The sequence below is a fragment of the Amaricoccus sp. B4 genome, assembly GCF_043226085.1.
Taxonomy (GTDB): Bacteria; Pseudomonadota; Alphaproteobacteria; order Rhodobacterales; family Rhodobacteraceae; genus Amaricoccus.
Map to the genome: position 1 here is coordinate 2,353,095 of NZ_CP171225.1, position 21,783 is coordinate 2,374,877.

Genomic DNA, 21,783 nt, shown 5'->3' on the forward strand with positions numbered 1-21,783 from the left:
TGGCCCGCCTGGCACGCCGGGCCGTTCTCATGACCCACCGGCTCCAGATCCCGCCCTCCACCGGCCTCACCTTCTCCCACGGCATTCTCGTCACGGTGGCCCCGGGCGGGATCTTCGATCGGCATCCGGCGAGTCTGCTCGCGCTCAATCTCCTCGACATGATCTTCATCGCGAATCTCATCTCGACGGCTCGGGGACGCGGCAACAACACCTACGACGCCGCGCATTTTGAGAAGACCGCCGGCGGACCGAACTCCGAACACGACGGCTCCGGTGCGGTGAAGCCCCGGATCCCGGCGACCATCGTCATCATTGCCGCGTTCCACTTGCTGCACGAAATTCTCGGAAAGAATTTCGGCGCCTGACGGCATCTCGCCGGGCTCACCCTCGTCCACCTCATCCTGCTTGCCACGGCCGCCGCGCTCATCCTTCGGCGTCGGCTGCCGCGGCAGCACCTCAACGCTGGACACGGCAGGGCGCGGGCGCTAGGCCACGGCGATCAATTTCGAGGAGACCGACTTCCCATGACCCAGCCTCTACGCATCGGACTCGCAGGCCTCGGCACGGTGGGAACCGGCGTGGTGAAGATCGTCCAGCGTCAGGCCCCGATGCTCGCTGCCCGCGCTGGCCGCCCGATCGAGATCGCCGCCGTCTCCGCACGCTCGCGCCACCGCGACCGTGGCGTCGATCTCTCGGGCTACGCCTGGGAAGACGATCCGGTCGCGCTCGCCCGGCGCACCGATCTCGACCTCGTCATCGAGGTGATGGGCGGCGAGAATGGCCCGGCGAAGGCCACGACCATGGCAGCGCTCGGCTCCGGCAAGCATGTCGTGACCGCGAACAAGGCCATGATGGCCCGGCACGGCCAGCTCCTCGCCGAAACCGCCGAGGCCAATGGCGTCGGGCTCCGCTTCGAAGCGGCGGTGGCGGGCGGCATTCCTGCGGTGAAGGCGCTGACCGAGGGGCTTGCCGGCAATGCCATCAGCCGCGTCATGGGCGTGATGAACGGCACCTGCAACTACATCCTGACCAAGATGGAAGCGACCGGAGCGGCCTATGACAAGGTGCTCGAGGAAGCGAAGAAGCTCGGCTACGCCGAGGCCGATCCGACCTTCGATGTCGGCGGCTTCGATGCCGCACAGAAGCTCGCGCTCCTTTCCGCCACCGCCTTCGGCACCCAGGTCGATTACGACCGCATCCTCATCGAGGGGATCGAGCGGGTAAACCTCGCCGATATCGAGCATGCCGCGGAGCTCGGCTACCGCATCAAGCTGCTTGGTGTTGCCCGCAAGACCCGCAGCGGCGTCGAGATGCGGATGCAGCCCTGCCTCGTTCCGGCGCACTCCGCGGTCGGCCAGCTCGAGGGCGTGACGAACATGGTGGTCTTCGAAGGCGACGCGGTCGGGCGCATCACGCTCTCCGGCCCGGGCGCGGGCGAAGGCCCCACCGCCTCGGCCATCATGGGCGACGTCGTGGATCTGGCGCGCGGATTCGTGCTGCCCGCCTTCGGCCAGCCCGCCGCGACCCTTGCCAGCCCCACGCCGGCCAACGCCACCGGCGAGGCCTCCTACTATCTCCGCATCCTGCTCACGGATGCACCGGGCACCCTCGCGAAGGTTGCCGCGGCGCTCGGCGAGAGCGGCATCTCCATCAACCGCATGCGTCAGGTCCAGCACACGGGCGGCGCGGCACCCGTCCTGATCGTGACCCACGAGACCGGGCGCGACGCGCTCGACGCGGCCCTCGGCCGGATCTCGGCGCTCGAGGTCTGCCGCGAGGAGCCGATCGCGATCCGCATCGAGGACGTCTGAGTGGCGTCCGCGCGTCAGGAGATCGCCGTGCGGCCCTGCCGCGCTGCGGACCTCGAGGCCGTGCAGGCGATCTACGCCCATCACGTACGCCATGGCACCGGCTCCTTCGAGGAGACGCCGCCGGATCTGGCGGAAATGACCCGGCGCTGGGAGCGTATTGCCGGCGCGGGCCTGCCCTGGCTCGTGGCGGAGCTGGGAGACCGCGTGGCGGGCTACGCCTATGCCGGGCCGTTTCACCCCCGCCCGGCCTATCGCTTCACGCTGGAGGATTCGGTCTATGTGGCGCCTGATGCCGCGCGTTGCGGCGCCGGGCGGGCGCTGCTCTCAGACCTCCTGCGCCGCTGCGAGGCGGCAGGGTTCCGCCAGATGGTGGCGGTGATCGGCGACAGCGCCAATGCAGGCTCCGTCGGCCTTCACCGAGCCTTCGGCTTTACCTATGCCGGCGCGCTCTCCGCGGTGGGCTTCAAGTTCGGCCGCTGGCTCGACACCGTCACGATGCAGCGCCCGCTCGGCCCCGGAAGCACCATCCTGCCGCCGGAACCGCAGCCCTGAACCGCGCCGCAATGCGGCTTGCCCCTCCTTGGCGCGGGGCCTAGAAGCACTAGGATCGGAGTATCAATTGGGGGCCCGAAATGTCTGAACCGAACATCTTTGCCGACCGCATGCTGTCGCTCGGCCTTGCCCGTGTTTCCGAACAGGCCGCGATCGCCGCGGCAAAGCTCATCGGCAGTGGCAATGAAAAGGCGGCCGACCAGGCGGCTGTGGATGCCATGCGCACGCAGCTCAACCTGCTCGACATCGCTGGCGTCGTCGTGATCGGCGAAGGGGAACGCGATGAAGCGCCCATGCTCTACATCGGCGAAGAAGTTGGTTCGGGCCATGGCCCCGCGGTCGACATCGCACTCGATCCGCTCGAAGGCACGACCCTCTGCGCCAAGGACATGCCGAACGCGCTGGCCGTGATCGCCATGGGACCGCGCGGCTCCATGCTGCACGCCCCCGATGTCTACATGGATAAGCTCGCCATCGGCCCCGACTATCCCACGGACGTCGTGACCCTCGACATGTCGCCCTCCGAGCGCGTGAATGCGCTGGCCAAGGCCAAGGGCGTCGAGCCGCGCGAGATCAAGGTCTGCGTGCTCGAGCGCCCGCGTCATGAGGACATGATCGCCGAGCTCCGCTCGACCGGCGCACATATCCGCCTCATCACCGATGGTGACGTCGCCGGCATCATGCACTGCGCCGACGCGAACCGCACCAACATCGACATGTACATGGGGTCCGGCGGAGCGCCCGAGGGCGTTCTGGCCGCTGCGGCCCTGAAGTGCATGGGTGGCCAGATGTACGGCCGGCTGCTGTTCCGCAACGATGACGAGCGCGGCCGCGCCAAAAAGGCCGGCATCACCGATCTCGACAAGATCTACACCCGCGACGAGCTCGTGACCCGCGACGTGATTTTCGCCGCGACCGGGGTCACCGACGGCTCCATCGTGGGCGGCGCGCGCTGGGTCGATGGCTATCTCGAAACCGAGACCATCCTGATGCGCTCGAAGACCGGTTCGGTGCGCCACATCAGCTACCGTCAGAACAACAACCTCTGAGGCCAAGGCTTGGCTGAACCCAGGAGCAGAGGCGAGAAGATCGCCATCGCCTTCATGGCCGTCTGGACCATCGTCTGGACGGCCGGAATGCTGATCGTGCTCTATGGTGTCGTGAAAGCACTGCTGGCGGGCAACCTGCCGGCGGTCGCCTTCATGCTGGTCTGGCTCGGGGCCGCCGGGCTCGGGCTCTTTCTCGGCGCGCGCAAGCTGCGCATGCTTCTCGTCTCCGGGCGGCCTGCACCGCCTTCCGCCCGGGACCACGAATGGCGCGACGGCACCCCCGGCTGACCTCCGGGCCTGCCCAACCTATTTCCGTTCCGCAGATCTCTCAGGCGGCGCCGAGCGCGGCAAGCGCGCGGGCAATCGCAACGTCTTCCGGCGCCAGCGCCGCACCGCAGGCCCAGGGCCGAAAGCGCAGGCGCAGCGGCTCGAGAAGGCCGGGCCAGTCTCCATCGACGGCGCGATATCCTGCGGCGGAGACCGCACATGCGAACTCCGCCCAGTCGGTCGGAGCGGCGGAGCCCCCCTCGACCCAGACGGCACGGCCACCGCGGGCAAGCCGTCGCCAGTCGAACTTCGGGCCCGGATCGGATTTCCGGCCTGGCGCCATGTCTGAATGTCCGATGACATCGGCCGGGCCGATCCGCCAGCGCGCCATGATCCCGTCGAGAAGCCGCTCCAGAGCCGCCATCTGCGGCTCCGGAAACGGTGGGAACCCGGCAAGCGGACCGGGATTGGCAAGCTCGATTCCGATGGAGCAGGAATTCACATCGTCGGTTCCGCGCCAGGCGCCGCGGCCGGCGTGCCAGGCCCGCTCGGCTTCCTCCACGAGACGCCAGACGCGTCCGTCCTCGGCGATGAGATAGTGCGCGGAGACCTCGGCCGCCGGATCACACAGCCGCTCCAGCGCCGCTTCCGCGCTTGCCATGGCCGTGTAGTGGATCACCACGATCGAAGGCCGCGCGCCGCCCCGGCGCGGGCCGAAATTCGGGCTTGGTCTGGAATGGATCTGCACCGGCGGTCCGGAGCCGCCTCAGCGCAGCGCCCGGTACGGGGCCGGATCCCAGCTGCAGGCAAACCCGTCGCCATCCGGATCGAGCCCGAGGCTGTCCGAGCTCGGCCCGCCCGCGGCAAGGAAGGCGCGCTGCGCGTCATCCTGGCTGTTGTAGCGACGGCAGGCCGAGGAGATGCGAAGCCCGCGGGAGCGGGGATAGACGCTCTCGCCGAGCGCATTGCTGCTTTGCTGCGCAAAGAGCGCGATGTTCGGCCCCTGGATCTCGCTCGGAACGCCGGAGGGCTGGATCACCACGAGCTGCGACCGCGCCTCTGCCAGCTTCTGCTCGGCAAGGGCTGCGTCGATCTTCTGCTGCTCGAGCGAGAACTCCGCGAGGTTGAGGCGGTCGTCCCCGATCCTAGTGCCGGTGTGGTTGACCGAAGGCGAGACACCGGCCGTCGAGGCGCCGCCGTAGCTGCTGGCCGCGCCGGCATCGCCTGGGGTCAGTGGCGGGTTCCCAAAGGAGGAGGCTGTGCCGGTCGTCGGCGGCACACCATATCCGGGCGATGGCACCTCGTAGATGGTGGCATTGTCGGGAACCGACACCGCCGTGGTGCAAGCTGCGAGCGCGCAGGTCATAAGGGCCGCAAATACACGCATCGCCAAACCGCCTTTCAAGATTGTGGATGCCTCAATCGTCCTTCTACCACCATTTTGCCGGTTTTGAAGAGAATCCGCTCGCGCGCTCGATCGCATAAGCCGTGTTGAGCATTTCGGCCTCTTCCCACGGGCGCCCGATGATCTGAAGACCAAGCGGCAGCCCATGGCCGTCGAGACCGACGGGAACAGAAACCCCCGGTAGACCTGCAAGATTGACCGTCACGGTGAAGACATCGTTAAGATACATCTGCACCGGATCGGCATCGGCCATTTCTCCGAGCGCAAAGGCAGAGGATGGCGTTGCAGGGGTCAGGATCGCGTCGATTCCACCGTCGAACGCCGCCTCGAAATCACGCTTGATGAGCGTCCGCACCTTCTGCGCACGCAGGTAGTACGCATCGTAATACCCGGCGGAGAGCACGTAGGTGCCGATCATCACGCGCCGCTGCACCTCGGCGCCGAACCCTTCGGCGCGGGTGCGCTCGTAGAGATCGGTGATGCCGTCGCCCGCCGCGAGCTTCGCCCGCCGGCCGTAGCGCACACCGTCATAGCGCGCGAGGTTCGACGAGGCTTCCGCCGGCGCGATCACGTAATAGGCGGGCAGCGCATATTTCGTGTGGGGAAGCGAGATGTCCACCACATCGGCACCGGCATCGCGCAGCATCTCCGCGCCCTTCTGCCAGATCGCCTCGATCTCGGCGGGCATTCCATCGACCCGGTATTCCTTGGGGATACCGATCTTCTTGCCGCGGATATCGCCCGAAAGGGCCGCCTCGAAATCCGGCACCGGCAGATCTGCGGAGGTCGAATCCTTCGGATCATGCCCTGCCATTGCCTTCAGCATGATCGCGGCATCCCGCACCGTCTTGGCCATCGGCCCCGCCTGATCGAGCGAGGAGGCAAAGGCAACGATGCCCCAGCGCGAGCAGCGCCCGTAGGTGGGCTTCACGCCGACGATCCCGGTGAAGGCCGCGGGCTGGCGGATCGAGCCGCCGGTGTCGGTGCCGGTCGCACCGAGGCAGAGATCGGCCGAAACCGCCGCCGCCGAACCGCCCGAGGAGCCGCCGGGCGTAAGCGGACGATTGTCGCCCGCACGCTGCCAGGGGCTCTTCACCGGGCCGTAGCAGGAGGTCTCGTTCGAGCTCCCCATGGCAAACTCGTCCATGTTGAGCTTGCCGATGCAGACCGCCCCCTCGGCCCAGAGCTTCGCCGTGACGGTACTTTCATACTGCGGCAGAAAGCTCTCGAGAATGTTCGAGGCCGCCTGGCTCCGCACACCCTCGACGCAAAAGAGATCCTTGATGCCAAGCGGGATCCCGCAGAGATCGGGTGCCTCGCCTGCCTTCAGACGCGCATCCGCAGCCTGCGCCTGGGCCCGCGCCATGTCGGGCGTAAGCTCGGAATAGGCGTTGAGCGTCGCCGCCCCCTCTGCCGCGCCAAGGCAGGCCTCGGCAAGCTCGGCTGCGGTCAGATCGCCCGCGCGCAGGCTGTCGCGGGCCGCCGCGATCGTCAGTTCCGCAAGTCCCGTCATCATTCCACCACCTTGGGCACGGTGAAGAAGCCCGCCCGCGCATCCGGCGCGTTGGCGAGCACCTTCTCACGCTTGTTGCCGTCCGTCACCTCGTCGGCGCGCCACTTGAGCTGCATCGGCGTCACCGAGGTCATCGGCTCCACCCCGGTCACATCGACCTCTGCCAGCTGCTCCATGAAGCCGAGAATTGCGGAAAGCTCGGAGGCAAGGGATGCGAGATCTGCCTCGGCCACCTCGATCCGGGCCAGATGCGCGACCTTGCGCGCGGTATCCTTGTCGATCGCCATGAGTGCTCAATTCCAGGGAAGACCTTGGCCGCCGGGATTATCCTGCCCGGGCGCATGGCGCAAGGGCCGGGCCCGCCCGGCGGGCACCTCCGAAGGTGCGGCAGCCCCGCAACACCCCGCCAGATCGCGGTTTCTTGATTTCAAAAATGCGCGTTTTCAGCCGATCTCTGAAAAATTCAGATCGGGCCGGTTGCCCGTTTCGTCGGTATGCGAGTAGAATGTACAACACTGGAATCTGAAATCCGGCATCCAGAGAGTGTCGCGTCTTTCGCCTTTCGGGAGGGGCGTGCGGGACATCCTCCAACGAAGACCAGTTTGTCTGGCAAGTGTGCTTGCAAGTCTGCGGCGGGTGCTTCGCCGTGGTCCCCGGTGTTCGTGTTCAACGGCAGACGCAATGTTGTCTTTCAATAGTTTCCTTGCCTACGACCGGCTTCGCCGCCGCCTCAGACGTCTCCGCTACAGATGGCAGGGCAAATCCCGGCCGTCGCCGTATGGCTGGGACAAGCTGCCCTGGCTCGCGCCCCGGCCGCTGCCCCGGCGCATCTGGCTCTACTGGGCGCAAGGCATCGAGAACGCCCCCGATGTTGCGCAGGCCTGCATTGCGAGCTGGCGCCGGCACCACCCCGACTGGGAAATCGAGGTGCTGTCGGAAGCCAATATCGGCGATTTCGTCGATACCTCCGGTATTCCCGACGGGCTCATTCACGCCCACCGTGCCGATTTCCTGCGGCTCCGCTTGCTCAAGCGCCATGGCGGCGTCTGGGCCGATGCGACCTGCTACTGCAACCGCCCGCTCGAGCACTGGCTGCCACACCTGCTGACCGGCGGCTTCTTTGCCTTCAGCCAGCCGACGCCCGACCGCCTGATCTGCAACTGGTTTCTCGCCTCGGAGCCCGAGGGGCGCATCGTCACCGACTGGCTCGCCGGCATGCAGGCCTACTGGACGCGGCGCAGCACGCCGCATGATTATTTCTGGCCGATGGATGTCTTCGCCTGGCAGGCGGCACACAATCCGCAGTTTCGCGCCGCATGGCAGGCCACGCCGCGGATCAGCATGGACGGCACCCATTACATCCAGCGCCAGCTCGTGCGCGGCGCCGATCCCGCGCAGCCCGATCCGGGCTTCGACATCAGCGCCGTACCGGTCTTCAAGCTGACCTGGCGGAAGGATTTCTGCCGCGAGGATTACGAACGCTGGGGCATCCAGTTCGAGGAAACCAAGGCCAAGAAGGGGGCGTCGGCGGCCGCCTGAACCGCCCACGTCCGGAACGCGCGAATTAACTGTGAATGCGCGTAAATATTGTCTCAAGATGCCTGCAGGCACATGCTCGTCCCGTTCAACAGGGGAACGAACATGTCATCCATTTTCGGAGAGCCCGCCGCATACGACAGGGCTGTTTGCAGAACCGCCGAAATTTTCATCGCGAAGTTCGGCTCGCTTGCGGATCTCGAGGCCTGGACGGCCGCGCGCAGGCCCACGCTCACCCACTCCGAGCGTGCCTACTGCGAGGCCGTGGCGCGCCGGGTCTCCTCCTTGCTCGGCAGCGTGGCCGCAGCTCCGGCCTGAGCCTCCGCGCTACTGGCGTGGCGCGCGAATTGTCTCCAGCATGATCTCCACATGACGCGGATCGGCCTCGGGAGTGATCCCGTGGCCGAGGTTGAAGATATGCGGCCCGCCCGAGAAGGCCTCGGCCACGCGCCGCGTCTCGCGCACGAGAGCATCCCCGCCGGTCACGAGCAGGAGCGGATCGAGATTGCCCTGCACGCAGAGGCGCGGCTGGAGCGCCTGCGCCGCCCAATCCGGGTCCACGCTCGTGTCGAGCGCGAGCCCCTGCGTCCCGGCCGCATCGGCGAAGGCAAGATAGCCCGCCCCCGCCCCGCGCGGGAAGCCGATCACCGGCACCTCCGGGTATTTCGCGCGGAGCGCCGCTGTGATCCGGGCGGCAGGTTCGATCGCGTAGCGCCGGAACCAGAGCCCGGGCAGCGCGCCCGCCCAGCTGTCGAACAGCTTCACCACCTCGGCCCCCGCCTCGATCTGGGCCGAGAGATAGAGGATCGTCGCCTCGGTGATGCGATCGATCAGCGCCTCGAAGGTCGCCGGATCGCCATAGAGCAGCCGCCGGGCCGGGGCCTGGTCAGGCGTGCCGCGGCCTGCGATCATGTAGGTCGCGACCGTCCAGGGCGCACCGGCAAATCCGATGAGCGTCGTCTCTGAAGGGAGCTCCTCCCGGAGCCGGCCGACCGTCTCGTAGACCGGCGCCAGGGTCTCGTGCACCGCCTCGGCCGGCTTGAGCCGCGCAAGATCCGCCGCCGAGGTCACGGTCGAAAGCCGCGGCCCCTCGCCCTGAACGAAGCTCAGATCCGCACCCAGGGCCTGGGGCACGAGCAGGATGTCGGCAAAGAGAATCGCTGCATCGAACCCGTAGCGGCGAATCGGCTGGAGCGTCACCTCCGTTGCCAGCTCCGGCGTGTAGCAGAGATCGAGGAAGCTCCCCGCCTTCTCCCGCGTCGCGCGGTATTCGGGAAGATACCGCCCCGCCTGCCGCATCATCCAGACCGGCGGCACCGGCAGCGTCTCGCCCGCCAGCGCCCTCAGCAGTTTCTTCTCCGTTCCGCCCATCATTCCATTCCGCCTTGCGATCGTGTGCGCGCGACCTTACCCATACGGCCCGGAATGAAAAGGGAGGGAAGCCCGTCATGGCCCTTGATCTGCCCACGCCCGACAGGCCGCTCCTCATCGGCACCCGCGGCAGCCCGCTCGCGCTCGCCCAGGCCCACGAGACCCACGACCGGCTGATGGCGGCGCACGGCCTCCCGCACGAGGCCTTCGAGATCGTCGTCATCAAGACCACCGGCGACCGGGTGCAGGATCGGCCGCTTTCGGAGATCGGCGGCAAGGGGCTCTTCACCAAGGAGATCGAGGAAGCGCTCGTCGCCGGCGCGATCGACATCGCCGTTCACTCGATGAAGGACATGCCGGTCGAGCAGCCCGAGGGTCTCGGGCTCACCTGCTACCTGCCCCGGGAGGATCCGCGCGATGCCTTCGTGAGCCTCGACGGCCGCAACCTCGCGGATCTGCCGCAGGGCGCGGTGGTTGGCACCTCGAGCCTGCGCCGCCGGGCCCAGCTCCGCTTCCGCCGCCCTGATCTCGAGGTCGTCGAGTTCCGCGGCAACGTGCAGACCCGGCTTCGGAAGCTTCGGGAGGGCGTGGCGGCGGCCACCTTCCTCGCCATGGCGGGCCTCCGCCGCCTCGCCATGGAAGAGATCGCCAAGGCTCCCATCGCGCCGGAAGACATGCTGCCCGCGGTCGCCCAGGGTGCCATCGGCATCGAGCAGCGGCTCGGGGATGAGCGGGTCGCAGCCCTGCTCGCTCCGATCAACGACACCCCGACCAGCCTGCGGCTTGCCGCCGAGCGCGCCTTCCTCGCCGGGCTCGACGGCTCCTGCCAGACACCGATCGCGGGGCTTGCGGTGCTCGATGGCGACAGGCTCTGGCTCCGGGGCGAGATCCTGCGGCCCGACGGCTCGGAATGCCTCAGCCATCAGGTCGAGGGCCTTGCCCGGGATGGCACCGAAATGGGGGCCGAGGCCGCCGCGATCCTGCGAAGCCGCGCCGCGCCGGATTTCTTCTCCGCCTGATTCTGCCCCGCCAGACGCTTCCCAACCCGCGTCCCCGCCCCCGCCGCATCCCGCGCGGGGGCGTTTTCTTGTGACCGGAGCGTAGCGTTCACACCCCGTAACGCTCGCATGACGCGCGTGTCACGGCGGTCATGGCTTTCTCATCCCATCGAGACGCGACCGCGATACCAGCCAGCAGGGACAGTTCGGATGCCGGACCAGCATACGGACGCGATCGCCGAAGAGCCGCCGCGTGACGGGTGACTTTCTCGCGCCAAGACCAGACTGAGCCACGCAACCGAACACCGGAAGAAGATGGAGACCAGAATGGCCCGCACCTCGAACCTCGCGACCCTCACCCTGATCCTGTCGCTCGCCGTCACCGGCGGGGCCAGCGCCCGCGATGCGGGGGAGCGGAGGGTTGCGCCCGCACCGCTTGCCGGCGGCCTTGCCGCCTTCGTCACTGCCGCCGAGGCGAGCGAACCCGGCACGCCGGCGGCGGAGGGATGCGTCACGACACGGTCGGGCCGCAACGGGCGGACGGTGCACACCGAATGCGCGGGGACACCCGCAAACTGAATTTCGTGCAGGCGGGGGCCCAGCCGCTGCCCGCCCGCGCGGATACCCCGGACCGGCCGTCAGCCGAGTAGACCTGTAGAGTTGTATCCTGTCCGGGAGCCGGATTCTCGATCTTACCCCGTCGGTCCGGGAAGGATCCGGTTCCCATCCCCCCTCAGAGCCGCGCGATCCGCTCGAGGAGGAGGGCGAAGAAGCCCTCGTCGTCCACATCGCGGATGACATGGACATTGCGGGGGCGGTCCGTCACGCCCCACCAGTCGATCACGGTCTGGCCCATGGTGAGCTCGGAGCCGGTCTCGACCTCGAGATTGACGTCGCGCCCGGAAAACAGCTCCGGCCGCAAGAGCCAGGCGATCACCGTCGGATCGTGGAGCGGGCCGCCGTCCTGGCCGTATTTCGCCTCGTCGAACCGTTCCTGATAATCGAGCAGCAGCGCGGTCGCATCGCCCACCCGGGTGCCGAGCGCGCGGAAGCGGTCCACCCGGACCTTGCGGGTGAGGCATTTGTGGGTCACGTCGAGTGGCAGGAGCGTGACCGGCGCGCCCGAGCTGAAGACCCGCTGTGCGGCGTGGGGATCGACGAGGATGTTGAATTCGGCCACCGGGGTCGTGTTGCCGCCCTCGAAGGCGCCGCCGCCCATGGCGATGATCCGCTTCACCCGGCCGACGATTTCGGGGGCCCTGGCGAAGGCGAGCGCGATGTTGGTGAGAGGGCCGAGAGTGCAGAGGGTGATGCTGCCCGCGGGTTCGGCGCGGAGGGTCTCGATCAGGAAATCGACGGAATGCCGCGGATCGAGCGGCATCACCGGCTCCGGCAGGTCCGGGCCGTCGAGACCGGTTTGCCCGTGGACATATTCGGCGGTGATGAGGGGGCGGAGCAGTGGCGCCTCGGCCCCGGCGAAGACGGGGATGTCGGGCCGGCCGGCCAGCTCGCAGACCTTGCGGGCGTTCTTCGCGGTGAGCGCGAGCGGCACGTTGCCGGCGACGGTGGTGATGCCGAGCACCTCGAGCTCGGGGCTTGCCAGGGCGAGCAGGATGGCGACGGCGTCGTCCTGACCGGGGTCGGTGTCGATGATGATGCGTTCGGGGGGCATGACGGGCCTTTGGCGGCGGCTATTGCGGGATTCCGCGGCGCATGGGGGGGAGCGAGCAGCCTCGTTCGGGGACGGCTTCCAGCACGCCCTCGATGGCGCGGATCCGGTCGAGGCATTCCTCGCCGCCGGTGGCACGGATGGCGCCGGCCTCGGGGACCACGCGCTCGATCACGAAGCCCTGGGCATGGACCACCTCGGCAATCGCCGCCGTCGCGGAGAGATGCGCGTCATCGACGGTGATGGTGATGGAGATCTTCGCCATGGCCGGATCCTGCCCGGACCGTCCGGGATCCTTTCAAATCTAGCCGCAAACGCGGCGAAAACAAGCAGGCTGCAGCGGGGCGCCTTCCGGTGTGAAAACGGGGCTTTTCACCGTGAAACGAAAATCAAGCATTTGAATTTAAAGGATTATGCTGGTTAACATATCATGAATCGCGGCCATTCTCATCCTCTGACCGCTGCCGGTGGGGCTGCGGCGGGCCGCTTGCGGCCGAACATCACGAGGTTGCCGAGCCCGGCGAAGAGCACGCCGGTGAGCGCCGTCGGGCTCCAGTGGTAGCCCTCGAAAAGCGTCGAGGCGACGAGCGCGACCACCGGGAAGAGCACGGTGGCATAGCCCGCCCCGGCCGAGCCGATGCGCGCCACGAGGAGGAGATAGGTGGTGAAGCCCACCACGGAGCCGATGGCCGCGAGATAGACCAGCGCGAGCCAGAACGCCGGCTGGGGCGGCAGGCTCAGGGGCGCGCGCGTCGCGGCCGCGAGACCGAGAAGCACCAGCGCACCGATCGCCATGCCCCAGGCGTTGGCGGTGACCGGATCGGTGCCGAGCGCGGAATTGCGCCGCGAGGCCATGTTGCCCCATGAAAAGAACAGCGTGCCGAGCACGCCCCAGCCGATGCCGCGGAGCGTTGCGGGATCGAGCGAGATGGCGAGATCGTGCCAGAAGAGCAGCAGGATGCCGGTGGCGCCCAGCGCGCCCGCGAGGAGGGTGCGGCTCTCGATCCGGTCGCCGAAGAAAAGGCGCGCGTTCACCGCGTTGAAGATCGAGGCGAGCGAGAAGATCACCGAGACGAGGCCGGAGGGGATCAGGGCGGCCGCGTTGTAGAGGCCGATGAAGTTGAAGCAGAAGAGGCAGAGCGCCTGGACCAGCACGAAGGGCCAGGCGGCGGGCCGCCGCAGCCGCCCGAGGGCCGCAAGCCCGCCCAGCATCAGCAGGGCCGCGAGCGCGAATCGGTAGAAGACCGAGACGATGACCGGCACGGCATCGACCTGGAACGAGATCGCGATCCAGGTGGTGCCCCAGATCAGGACGGTTGCGGCAAGAAGGGCGGCGTTGGCCATGGCAGCGGCTCCGGTTTTCCGGCAGCTCTAGCGGCAGGCGCGGCGCGGGGATTGCACGATCTTGCGGTCGAATCGCGGCGGGCCGTTCCCGCCGCGGCCCGGCCTGGGGTATGATCGGGCCATGAGCCGGACCGTTCAGGATTTTCTCGGGGCCTCGCCCACCGCCCGCATCGCCGCGCGCCTCGAGCTCGGCGGGCGGCGCACCGTGACGATCTGGGAGAACCGCGACGACCGGGTGCTCTACGAGACGCCCGCGGGGCATACCTTCAGCTTCTATCTCGAGGGCGGGACCGGCACGCGGCGGCTCGATGCGGGCGCGGTGGCGGGCTGGCCCGGCGCCGTCTGCATCCTGCCCGAGGGTCAGGGCTCGGCCTGGGAGATCACGGCGCCCTTCCGCTTCGTGCATCTCTATCTGCCCGATGACGCGCTGCGCGCGGCCTATGCGATGACCCATGACTGCGACGCGCGGCGGCTGGAGGTGCGCGACGTGACCTTCGCGGCACTGCCCGAGATCGGCGCGCCGCTGCGGCGCCTCGCGCTTGCGGCGGAGGCGCAGGACCGGCTTGCCGCCGACGGGGCGCTGGCCGAGCTCGTGGGCGCGCTGCCCGCGCGGCGCCTCGCGGTGAAGGGCGGGCTTTCCCCGCTGGCGCTGCGCCGGATCGACGACTGGATCGAGGCGCATCTGGAGGGGCCGATCCGGCTTGCCGATCTCGCGGCCCTCGCCGGGCTCTCGGAATTTCACGTCCAGCGGATGTTCCGGCTCTGCCGCGGCGTCTCGCCGCATGGCTGGGTGACGCAGCGCCGCATCGCGCGGGCGCAGGCGCTGCTTCGCGGGCCGGAGCCGCTTGCCGGGATCGCCGCCGCCTGCGGCTTTTCGAGCCAGAGCCACTTCACGCGGGTCTTCGGCCGGGAGACGGGGCTGACGCCCGCGGCCTATCGCGCGGGCGCGGATCTGGGCGGGCTCAGGCGATGAGCGCGGCGGCACCGGGCGCCTGGACGAGGCCCGCACCGACATCCTCGGGCGGATGGGAGAGCGGGGCCGCGCTGGCGGTGAGCTTGTCCCAGAGCGCCTGCCCCCGGAGCGCGGGATCCGATTCGGCCCAGAGCGCGGCGGCGCCCGCGACGAAGGGGCAGGCCATGCTGGTGCCCCGCAGCGTCTCGTAGAGCTTCGGCCGCGGGAAGGACGAGAAGATGTCGACGCCGGGGGCGGCGATATCGACCTCGCCGCCATCGGGGTTGATGCCGCCGCAGGAGAAATCCGCCACCTTGCCGGTGGCATCGACCGCCGCCACCGCGAGGATCGAGGGCGAGTTGGCGGGCGCGCCCACCGGTGCGACGAAGCCGAACTGGCGGGCGCTCTCGTTGCCGGCGGCGGCGACGATCAGCGCGCCGCGCTCGAGCGCGCGGCGGCCGAGGCGCTCGTAGGCCGCGCTCGGGATCTCGCCGGGCTGGGTGGCGCGGCCGAGCGACATGGAGATGACCTCCGCCCCCTGCTCGATCGCCCAGGCCATGCCGGCGAGGATGTCGATCTCGAGCCCCGAGCCGTTGTTGCCGAGCACCTTGCCGATGAGGATGTCGGCCTCGGGGGCGACGCCGTAGCGCGGGGTGTTGTGGCCCGCCCGGGGCCCGGCGGCGATGCCGGTGCAATGGGTGCCGTGGCCCTGGATGTCGTCCACCGTCTCGCCGGCGACGAAGCTCTCGGCGATGACGGGGCGGCTGGCGAAATCCGGGTGCAGCAGGTCGAAGCCGGTGTCGAGCACGGCGATGCGGATGCCCTTGCCGCTGAAGGGCGCGCGCTCGGCGCCGGTGGCGGCGATGCCCCAGGTGCGTTCGGCGGTGTCGATGGCGTTGCCCGCCCCGTTGGAGGGGATCGAGTAGAGGTAGAACTCGGGGCGGGCCTCGGCGACATGATCCTCGGCGGCGAGGATGCGGGCGACCGAGGCGACATTTGCCTTGCTGGGTGCGTGGATGAGGCCGATGCCGAGGCCGCGCAGCAGCAGCGGCGCGCGGAGGCGGGCGGTGTCGATGCCGCCGATGGAGGAGGCCTCGACGGCCACCGCGCCGGGCGCGCTGCCGCCGGTGGCCTCGGCCGCGCCACGATCGAGGATGCGGAGCTGCTCGGTCTCGCTGCCACCCTCGAAGGTCACCAGCACGCCGCCGGTCGGCTGCGGCCGTCTGAGGTTCAGATAGGGAGGTGGTGTGATTTCCGGCATCTGCTCGTCCCTCGCTCCTGCCCGCGTTGAGGTCTCAACCTCAGATAGGGCGTGCCCACGTCATTAACAGGGATGGGCGGGGGGCTCGGCAAGGGGGGCCGGGGATGCCGGGCGGCGAACCGCCCGGCTCGGGTCTTTCGTATCGTCAGGCCGCGCCGCCTCAGGCGGCGTTTAAAGGCCGCGCCGCCTCAGGCGGCGACGAGCTGGCCGCGGACGAGCTTCTCGTAGGTCTGGGCGATGTCACGGGTGAGCGCGCCCACCTCGAAGGTATACTCGCCGATCTGGCCGACGGGCGTGACTTCCGCCGCGGTGCCGGTGAGCCAGCACTGCTCGAAGCCCTCGAGCTCGGAGGGCTCGATATGGCGCTCGATCACCTCCACGCCCTTCTCGCGCAGCAGGCCGATGACCGTCTGGCGGGTGATGCCGTTGAGGAAGCAATCGGGCTTCGGCGTGTGGACGGCGCCGTCCTTCACGAAGAAGACATTGGCGCCGGTCGCCTCGGCGACATAGCCGCGGTAATCCATCATCAGCGCGTCCGAGCAGCCCTTCGCCTCGGCGGCGTGCTTGGACATGGTGCAGATCATGTAGAGGCCGCTCGCCTTGGCGAAGGAGGGAATCGTCTCGGGGCTCGGGCGCTTCCACTTGGAGATGTCGAGCTTCGCGCCCTTCATCTTCGCATCGCCGTAATAGGCGCCCCATTCCCAGACCGCGATCGCGGTGCGGACCGGGTTGCGGGCCGAGGCGACGCCCATGTCGGGGCCCGAACCGCGCCAGACGAGGGCGCGGACATAGGCGTCCGTCAGGCCGCTCTTCGCAAGCGCATCCGCCTTCGCCGCCTCGAGCTCGTCGACGCTGTAGGGGCGTGGGATGTCGAGATAATCACAGGATTTCAGCAGCCGCTCGGTGTGCTCGCGGCTCTTGAAGATCGTGCCCCCGTAGGCGCGCTCGCCTTCGAAGACCGCGCTTGCGTAGTGCAGCGCGTGGGTCAGTACATGCACCTTGGCCTCGCGCCACGGCACGAAGGTGCCATCCATCCAGATGACGCCGTCCCGATCATCATATGCGCCAGCCATCGTCTTTACTCCCGGAAATTCCATAAGTTTCGCAACTGCAGCACGGTGCGACAGTTTCTTTCTCGAATAGGCGCCCGAGCTAGCATTTGAGGGTTGGAATGTCAATAAGGCTGACATAAACTGTGATGAGAATGCATACCCGGAGACCTTCGATGGCCGAACGCGGCTTTTCGACCAACCTTTCCCGCAGCGAACAGCTCCTGTTCCTCACTGACGAGCAGCTTCGCCAGGGGATCGAGCTGATGTATTTCGCCTATCGCAGCTTCACCGCCGACCCGGACCGCATCCTCGCGGAGCGGCGCTACGGGCGGGCGCATCATCGGGCGATCCATTTCATCAACCGCAACCCCGGCCTCACGGTGAACGGGCTGCTCGAGACGCTCGGCGTGACGAAGCAGAGCCTCAACCGGGTGCTGCGCCAGCTGGTCGAGGACGGACTGGTGGAGAGCCGGGTGGGCGCCGAGGACCGGCGGCACCGCAATCTCTGGCTCACCGAGACCGGAAAGGCGCTCGAGACCGAGCTTTCGGCCGCCCAGCGCCGCCGGATGCGCACGGCCTTCTCGAACGCCGGCCCCGAGGCGGTGATCGGCTTTCGCAAGGTGCTCGAGGAAATGATCGACGCCGATCTGCGCGGGCGGCTCATCCCGCCCTCCGAGGGCGGCCGGCCGTGAGCGGGACGGAGCAGGCGCATGTGCTGGTCGTCGATGACGATGCGCGCATCCGGACACTTCTGAAGAAGTTCCTCACCCGCAACGGTTTCTGGGTGTCGGTCGCGCGCGATGCGGCCCATGCCCGCAATCTGCTCGAGGGGCTCGATTTCGACCTGATCGTGCTCGACGTGATGATGCCGGGGGAAAACGGGCTCGCGCTTACCGCCGCGCTGCGCGAGACGATGACGACGCCGATCCTGCTGCTGACCGCGCGGGGCGATGCCGATGACCGGATCAAGGGGCTGGAAGCCGGGGCGGACGACTACCTCCCGAAGCCCTTCGAGCCGCGCGAGCTGCTGCTCCGGATCAACGCGATCCTGCGCCGCATCCCGAAGCCGGCGCCGAAGGCGGAGCCGCCGAAGACCATCCATCTCGGGGAGGTGCGCTATGATCTCACGCGCGGCGAACTCTGGCGCGGGCAGAAGCTCGTGCGGCTGACGGCGACGGAAGCGCTGCTGATGCGGATCTTCGCCCAGCGGGCCCATGAGCCGGTGAGCCGCATCGAGCTCGTCGAGGAGCTCGGTGGCGGGGTGGCGGAAGCGCAGGAGCGGGCGGTGGATGTCCAGATCACCCGGCTCCGGCGCAAGCTCGAGGCGGACCCGAAGGCGCCGCGCTATCTCCAGACGGTGCGCGGCTCGGGCTACATGCTCGCCCCCGACTGAGCTCCGGGGACCGTTCGGCCCCCGGCCGCCCGGTCTCAGCGGCGATCGTCCTCGTCGTCATCCTCGTCATCGGAGTCGGGCAGGTTGAACAGGCTTTCCGCGTCCTGCGCGACCGATTCGGAGGAATGCTCGGAATCGTCGTTGCCCGAGCCCAGCGTGAAGGTCTCGAGACCGGCGATGTTCGAAGGCATGCGCGGCTCGACATCCATCGAGAGCGACTGCTCGGTCGAGACGAGCTTCATCCGCTCGTCGTTGGTCATCACGGAACCATCGGCCGAGGCCTTCTTCACCGCCTTGGCCACCGCACCGTCGAGCTCGCTCTGACGGCACATGCCGAGGGCAACCGGATCAACCGGCGTGATGTTGGCGATGTTCCAGTGCGAGCGCTCGCGGATCGACTGGATCGTCGGCTTCGTCGTGCCGACGAGCTTGGAGATCTGTCCGTCCGAAAGCTCGGGGTGGAATTTCACCAGCCACGCGATCGCGGCCGGGCGGTCCTGCCGCTTGGAGAGCGGCGTATAGCGCGGGCCCTTGCGCTTCATCTCGCCTTCCGCGGCGGGGTTGTGCATGAGCTGGAGCTTGGCGCGCGGGTTTTCCTCGCAGCGCTTGATCTCCTGAGCGGTGAGCTGGTTGTTGGCGATCGGGTCGAAGCCCTTGATGCCCTGCGCCACCTCGCCATCGGCAATGCCGTTCACCTCAAGCTCGTGCAGGCCGCAGAAATCGGCAATCTGCTTGAAGGTCAGCGTCGTGTTCTCGACCAGCCAGACGGCGGTCGCTCTCTGCATCAGTGGTAGCGCCATGGCTCGGTTCCCTTCATCCGGTCAAATCTCCCCCGTTCCGAAAACTCGGGTGCGCCGGAGGGGGCGCGAAGGTCGGCTTTCGCGGGGAGGTAAAGCGGACATATAGGGCTGTACGTGGCGATGATAAAGCCCCTTTCGCGGCAAGGCCCGGCCCGGCCGCGCTTCGGGTCGGGCTCAGGCGCGCCGGCGCTGGCGCGCTTCGCCCTGCCGGCCGGCCACCCGGAACTTGCCGACAAGCGCGGCCATGTCGGAGGCGTTTTCCAGCAGGCCGCGGCTTGCGGCGGAGGTTTCCTCGAAGACGGCGGCATTCTGCTGCGTGGTCTGGTCGAGCAGCGTCACCGCGTCGTTTATGCTGTGAATCCCGAGCGACTGCTCGCTCGCCGAGGTGGAAATCTCCTCGACATGGCCCGAGATCTCGCGGATCGAGGCCGCCATCGCGGTGAGCGCCTGCCCGGCCTCGCCGACGCGCCCGACGCCGCGCTCGACATGCACGGAGCTGCTGCGGATGAGCGCGTCGATCTCGCGCGCCGAATCGGCGGCGCGTTGGGCAAGCGCCCGCACTTCGGCCGCGACGACCGCGAAGCCGCGGCCCGACTCGCCCGCCCGGGCCGCCTCGACGCCCGCGTTGAGGGCGAGCAGGTTGGTCTGGAAGGCGATGTCGTTGATGACGTTGACGCTCTGCGAGATGGCGGTGGAGACCCTGGCGATCTCCCCCATCGCCGCGACCGCCTCGGCCACGACCACCTCGCTCCGCTGCGCGGTGACGAGCGAATCCTGCACGAGCCCATTGGCCTGCGCCGCCCCCTCGGCGGCGGATTTCACCGAAGCGGTCAGCTCGTTGAGCGCGGCCGCCGTTTCCTCGAGGGTTGCTGCCGCCCCTTCGGTGCGGCGGGCCAGATCGCCCGCGGCGGTGCTGATCTCCTCCGAGCTGAGCCGCACACCGCCGGCCGTCTGCGAGATATCGACGAGGGCAGATTCGAGCGCCGCGGCGGCATTGTTGGCATCGGCCTTGAGGCGGGCGAAGGCGCCTTCGAAGTCGCCGTCAATCCGCGCGGTCAGGTCGCCCTTTGCCAGCGCCGCGAGGAAGTTCACCGTATGCGAGAGCCCTTCGTCCACCGTCTGGACCAGCGCGTTGATGCCGTTGCGGACCTCGCGCATCGAGGGTTCCGAGAACTCCTGGTCGATGCGCCGTGAAAAATCGCCACGGCGGGCGGTGCCGATCACATCGCCAAGCGCCTCCTCGAGGCGGCGGGATTCCGCGGCGCGCGACTCGGCCAGTTCGCGTTCCTCGCGTTCGCGCGCGGCGCGCTCGGCGGCGTCACGGGCCTGCGCCGCGGTTTCGCGGGCCTTTGCCTCCGCCTCGCGCTGGCGGGCCTCGGCGGCGGCGCGCTCGGCCTTCACCTGCGCCTCGCGCACCCGCTCCTCCTCGGCCTTCAGCCGGTCGCGTTCCAGCGCATTGTCGCGGAAGACCGCCACGGCGCGCGCCATCTGTCCGGTCTCGTTGGTGAGCTCGGTGCCGGGGATCTCGACCGTGAGGTCGTTCTCGGCCAGGCGTTTCATCACCCGCGTCATGCGCGCGATCGGCCCGGTGACGGAGCGGATGACCAGCAGCGTCAGCAGCGCCGCGAGGGCCAGGCAGATGCTGGAGATCAGGGTGAAGTCGCGCAGCGCGGTGACGGTTTTCTCCATCATGCCGGAGACCTGGCCATCGACGCCTGCGCGCGCGCGAGCCATTTCCGCCCCGTTGCCCTGCAGGAAGGCGAGGTAGGCGTCATCGGCGTTGTTCATGAAGAGCCCGCCGATCACCGGGTCGATCGGGGCCAGATCGAGCGCGCTTTCGGCAGCCTCGATGTAGTTGTTGAGCGCATCGACCGAGATCTCGACCGCGGCGTCGCCGTCCCCGGCGACATGGGCCGATATCCGCTGCTTGAGGGCCGCGACCTCTTCGGCGGCGCGGCCGTATTGCGCGTCCATCACCGCCCCCTCGAGCCCCGCCATCGCCCAACTGAGCGTGCGAAAGAGCTCGATATGGACCTCCTTCACCTCGTCATTGAGCGCCATCAGCTCGTCCATCCTCGGCATGGAGTGCTCGAAGAGGCTGTCGAGGCCATCGTGGAGCGTGGTGAGCGAATCGCGGGCGATCCAGCTTGTCGCGCCCAGCGCCGCGAGGGTGACAAGGAGAAGCGCGGCCCCCTTCATCCAGAGCCGGGTGTTCCTGAGCAGGCGGATCATGTTCGGTCCTTCTCGTCGGTCCTGGGGTAGTGCCCTGGCGTGTTGCTGTCTGCGCGGAGGGCGGCCCCAGTGCCTGATATGTCAGCGGGCTTTCTGGTACACACCGACGGCGACAAAGTTGCCGGGGTCCAGTTTCTGCACGAGCGTCACCTTCGGCTGGAGCTTGCGGGTGGCCGGATTGAGCCAGAGATAGCTGACCCAGCCGCGGCCCTTCGTCTGGCCCGTCTCGACGAACTCGCGGAAGAGATAGACGCCGTTCTGGTCCTTGAGCTTGATCAGGTTCTTGCCCGTGAGCCGTGGATTGGCGCCATGGGCGACGAACTGGCCCTCGTCACTCACGATGAAGCCGTAGAGGCCGCGGTCGTGGAATGCGGTGTTTTCCGGGTCTTCCAGCGCGGTGACAAGCGCCTCGAGGCCGTTGGCCTGATAATACTCGACCGCCCGATCCACCATGCGGATCACGTCTCGCCGCGAGGCCGAGGGCTCCGGTGATGCGCCTGGCAGGAGGGCGAGGCTCAGCACAAGGAGCAGAACAGTCTGCAATCGTCCGGGCATCGGCCACATCCCTTGCATCTCAT

General features: G+C 68.3%; 25 protein-coding genes. 12 read left to right on the forward strand and 13 right to left on the reverse strand.

Translation table 11 applies throughout. The features are described from left to right. The first annotated feature begins 29 nt into the window (after positions 1–29). From ACF66B_RS11240 to ACF66B_RS11260, 5 genes are all read left to right on the forward strand, one after another. Entirely contained in the window at positions 30–365 is a 336-nt protein-coding gene (locus tag ACF66B_RS11240) for a hypothetical protein (RefSeq protein WP_162683379.1), read from the forward strand. A 159-nt stretch (positions 366–524) separates the two neighbouring features. Next, positions 525–1,811, forward strand: coding sequence for a homoserine dehydrogenase (locus tag ACF66B_RS11245; protein ID WP_111431225.1), 1,287 nt, complete (start codon positions 525–527; stop codon positions 1,809–1,811). Further along, positions 1,812–2,363 (forward strand): GNAT family N-acetyltransferase, encoded by a 552-nt coding sequence (locus ACF66B_RS11250; protein ID WP_111431226.1) that lies wholly within the window; start codon positions 1,812–1,814, stop codon positions 2,361–2,363. Between the two features lie 80 nt (positions 2,364–2,443). Further along, positions 2,444–3,412, forward strand: a complete 969-nt coding sequence (glpX, locus tag ACF66B_RS11255) for a class II fructose-bisphosphatase (protein WP_111431227.1) — start codon at positions 2,444–2,446, stop codon at positions 3,410–3,412. Between the two features lie 9 nt (positions 3,413–3,421). Next, positions 3,422–3,700: a hypothetical protein gene (locus ACF66B_RS11260; protein WP_111431228.1), complete on the forward strand. Its 279-nt coding sequence runs from the start codon at positions 3,422–3,424 to the stop codon at positions 3,698–3,700. Positions 3,701–3,740: 40 nt separating this feature from the next. On the opposite strand, the gene ACF66B_RS11265 is transcribed toward ACF66B_RS11260, so the two are convergent. The 4 genes from ACF66B_RS11265 to gatC are packed head-to-tail and all read right to left on the reverse strand — an operon-like array spanning position 3,741 to position 6,884. Next, complete coding sequence (locus tag ACF66B_RS11265; protein ID WP_392662622.1) at positions 3,741–4,427, reverse strand: N-acetylmuramoyl-L-alanine amidase; 687 nt, start codon at positions 4,425–4,427, stop codon at positions 3,741–3,743. A gap of 18 nt (positions 4,428–4,445) precedes the next feature. Beyond that, complete coding sequence (locus ACF66B_RS11270; RefSeq protein ID WP_162683380.1) at positions 4,446–5,066, reverse strand: hypothetical protein; 621 nt, start codon at positions 5,064–5,066, stop codon at positions 4,446–4,448. A gap of 43 nt (positions 5,067–5,109) precedes the next feature. Further along, a complete protein-coding gene (gene gatA / locus ACF66B_RS11275) occupies positions 5,110–6,597 on the reverse strand; it encodes an Asp-tRNA(Asn)/Glu-tRNA(Gln) amidotransferase subunit GatA (protein WP_111431306.1) in 1,488 nt (495 codons plus the stop codon). Further along, entirely contained in the window at positions 6,597–6,884 is a 288-nt protein-coding gene (gatC, locus tag ACF66B_RS11280) for an Asp-tRNA(Asn)/Glu-tRNA(Gln) amidotransferase subunit GatC (protein WP_111431230.1), read from the reverse strand. Before gatC ends, gatA begins: the two co-directional genes overlap by 1 nt. 394 nt (positions 6,885–7,278) lie before the next feature. Here gatC and ACF66B_RS11285 point away from each other — a divergent pair, with 394 nt between their 5' ends. Together ACF66B_RS11285 and ACF66B_RS11290 are read left to right on the forward strand one after the other, a co-directional pair. After that, a complete protein-coding gene (locus tag ACF66B_RS11285; RefSeq protein WP_111431231.1) occupies positions 7,279–8,136 on the forward strand; it encodes a capsular polysaccharide synthesis protein in 858 nt (285 codons plus the stop codon). 102 nt (positions 8,137–8,238) lie between these two features. Then, positions 8,239–8,451: a hypothetical protein gene (locus ACF66B_RS11290; RefSeq protein ID WP_162683381.1), complete on the forward strand. Its 213-nt coding sequence runs from the start codon at positions 8,239–8,241 to the stop codon at positions 8,449–8,451. Between the two features lie 9 nt (positions 8,452–8,460). Here the strand turns inward: ACF66B_RS11290 and hemE are convergent, their stop codons facing one another. Continuing rightward, entirely contained in the window at positions 8,461–9,504 is a 1,044-nt protein-coding gene (hemE, locus tag ACF66B_RS11295; RefSeq protein WP_111431307.1) for a uroporphyrinogen decarboxylase, read from the reverse strand. Between the two features lie 77 nt (positions 9,505–9,581). On the opposite strand from hemE, the gene hemC reads away from it, so the two are divergent. Together hemC and ACF66B_RS11305 are read left to right on the forward strand one after the other, a co-directional pair. Beyond that, positions 9,582–10,523, forward strand: a complete 942-nt coding sequence (hemC, locus tag ACF66B_RS11300) for a hydroxymethylbilane synthase (RefSeq protein ID WP_111431233.1) — start codon at positions 9,582–9,584, stop codon at positions 10,521–10,523. 306 nt (positions 10,524–10,829) lie between these two features. Then, positions 10,830–11,081, forward strand: coding sequence for a hypothetical protein (locus tag ACF66B_RS11305; protein WP_111431234.1), 252 nt, complete (start codon positions 10,830–10,832; stop codon positions 11,079–11,081). Positions 11,082–11,235: 154 nt separating this feature from the next. Here ACF66B_RS11305 and ACF66B_RS11310 read toward each other — a convergent pair whose 3' ends face one another. From ACF66B_RS11310 to ACF66B_RS11320, 3 genes are all read right to left on the reverse strand, one after another. Continuing rightward, a complete protein-coding gene (locus ACF66B_RS11310) occupies positions 11,236–12,174 on the reverse strand; it encodes a nucleoside hydrolase (protein ID WP_111431235.1) in 939 nt (312 codons plus the stop codon). A gap of 19 nt (positions 12,175–12,193) precedes the next feature. Further along, positions 12,194–12,436 carry a hypothetical protein gene (locus ACF66B_RS11315; RefSeq protein ID WP_111431236.1) on the reverse strand — a complete coding sequence of 81 codons (243 nt, stop codon included), beginning with the start codon at positions 12,434–12,436 and terminating at the stop codon, positions 12,194–12,196. A gap of 182 nt (positions 12,437–12,618) precedes the next feature. Beyond that, positions 12,619–13,515, reverse strand: a complete 897-nt coding sequence (locus tag ACF66B_RS11320; RefSeq protein ID WP_111431237.1) for a DMT family transporter — start codon at positions 13,513–13,515, stop codon at positions 12,619–12,621. 121 nt (positions 13,516–13,636) lie between these two features. Here ACF66B_RS11320 and ACF66B_RS11325 point away from each other — a divergent pair, with 121 nt between their 5' ends. Further along, positions 13,637–14,488, forward strand: a complete 852-nt coding sequence (locus tag ACF66B_RS11325) for an AraC family transcriptional regulator (RefSeq protein ID WP_111431238.1) — start codon at positions 13,637–13,639, stop codon at positions 14,486–14,488. On the opposite strand, the gene ACF66B_RS11330 is transcribed toward ACF66B_RS11325, so the two are convergent. Both ACF66B_RS11330 and ACF66B_RS11335 read right to left on the reverse strand, forming a co-directional pair. After that, the gene (locus tag ACF66B_RS11330) at positions 14,478–15,728 is read right to left on the reverse strand and encodes a S8 family serine peptidase (protein ID WP_111431239.1); all 1,251 of its coding nucleotides are present in this window, start codon (positions 15,726–15,728) and stop codon (positions 14,478–14,480) included. The two genes, ACF66B_RS11325 and ACF66B_RS11330, sit on opposite strands and share 11 nt — an antisense overlap. Positions 15,729–15,916: 188 nt before the next feature. Further along, positions 15,917–16,801, reverse strand: a complete 885-nt coding sequence (locus ACF66B_RS11335) for a branched-chain amino acid aminotransferase (RefSeq protein ID WP_111431240.1) — start codon at positions 16,799–16,801, stop codon at positions 15,917–15,919. A gap of 152 nt (positions 16,802–16,953) precedes the next feature. Here ACF66B_RS11335 and ACF66B_RS11340 point away from each other — a divergent pair, with 152 nt between their 5' ends. Together ACF66B_RS11340 and ACF66B_RS11345 are read left to right on the forward strand one after the other, a co-directional pair. Continuing rightward, the gene (locus ACF66B_RS11340) at positions 16,954–17,472 is read left to right on the forward strand and encodes a MarR family winged helix-turn-helix transcriptional regulator (protein WP_111431241.1); all 519 of its coding nucleotides are present in this window, start codon (positions 16,954–16,956) and stop codon (positions 17,470–17,472) included. Next, positions 17,469–18,173: a response regulator gene (locus ACF66B_RS11345; RefSeq protein ID WP_111431242.1), complete on the forward strand. Its 705-nt coding sequence runs from the start codon at positions 17,469–17,471 to the stop codon at positions 18,171–18,173. Before ACF66B_RS11340 ends, ACF66B_RS11345 begins: the two co-directional genes overlap by 4 nt. Before the next feature lie 35 nt (positions 18,174–18,208). On the opposite strand, the gene ACF66B_RS11350 is transcribed toward ACF66B_RS11345, so the two are convergent. The 3 genes from ACF66B_RS11350 to ACF66B_RS11360 all read right to left on the reverse strand — a co-directional run bounded on the left by ACF66B_RS11350 (position 18,209) and on the right by ACF66B_RS11360 (position 21,760). Further along, positions 18,209–18,973 (reverse strand): cell cycle transcriptional regulator TrcR, encoded by a 765-nt coding sequence (locus ACF66B_RS11350; RefSeq protein WP_111431243.1) that lies wholly within the window; start codon positions 18,971–18,973, stop codon positions 18,209–18,211. 174 nt (positions 18,974–19,147) lie between these two features. After that, positions 19,148–21,205, reverse strand: a complete 2,058-nt coding sequence (locus ACF66B_RS11355; protein WP_111431244.1) for a methyl-accepting chemotaxis protein — start codon at positions 21,203–21,205, stop codon at positions 19,148–19,150. Positions 21,206–21,286: 81 nt separating this feature from the next. Then, positions 21,287–21,760: a cache domain-containing protein gene (locus ACF66B_RS11360; RefSeq protein WP_162683382.1), complete on the reverse strand. Its 474-nt coding sequence runs from the start codon at positions 21,758–21,760 to the stop codon at positions 21,287–21,289. Positions 21,761–21,783: the final 23 nt, after the last annotated feature.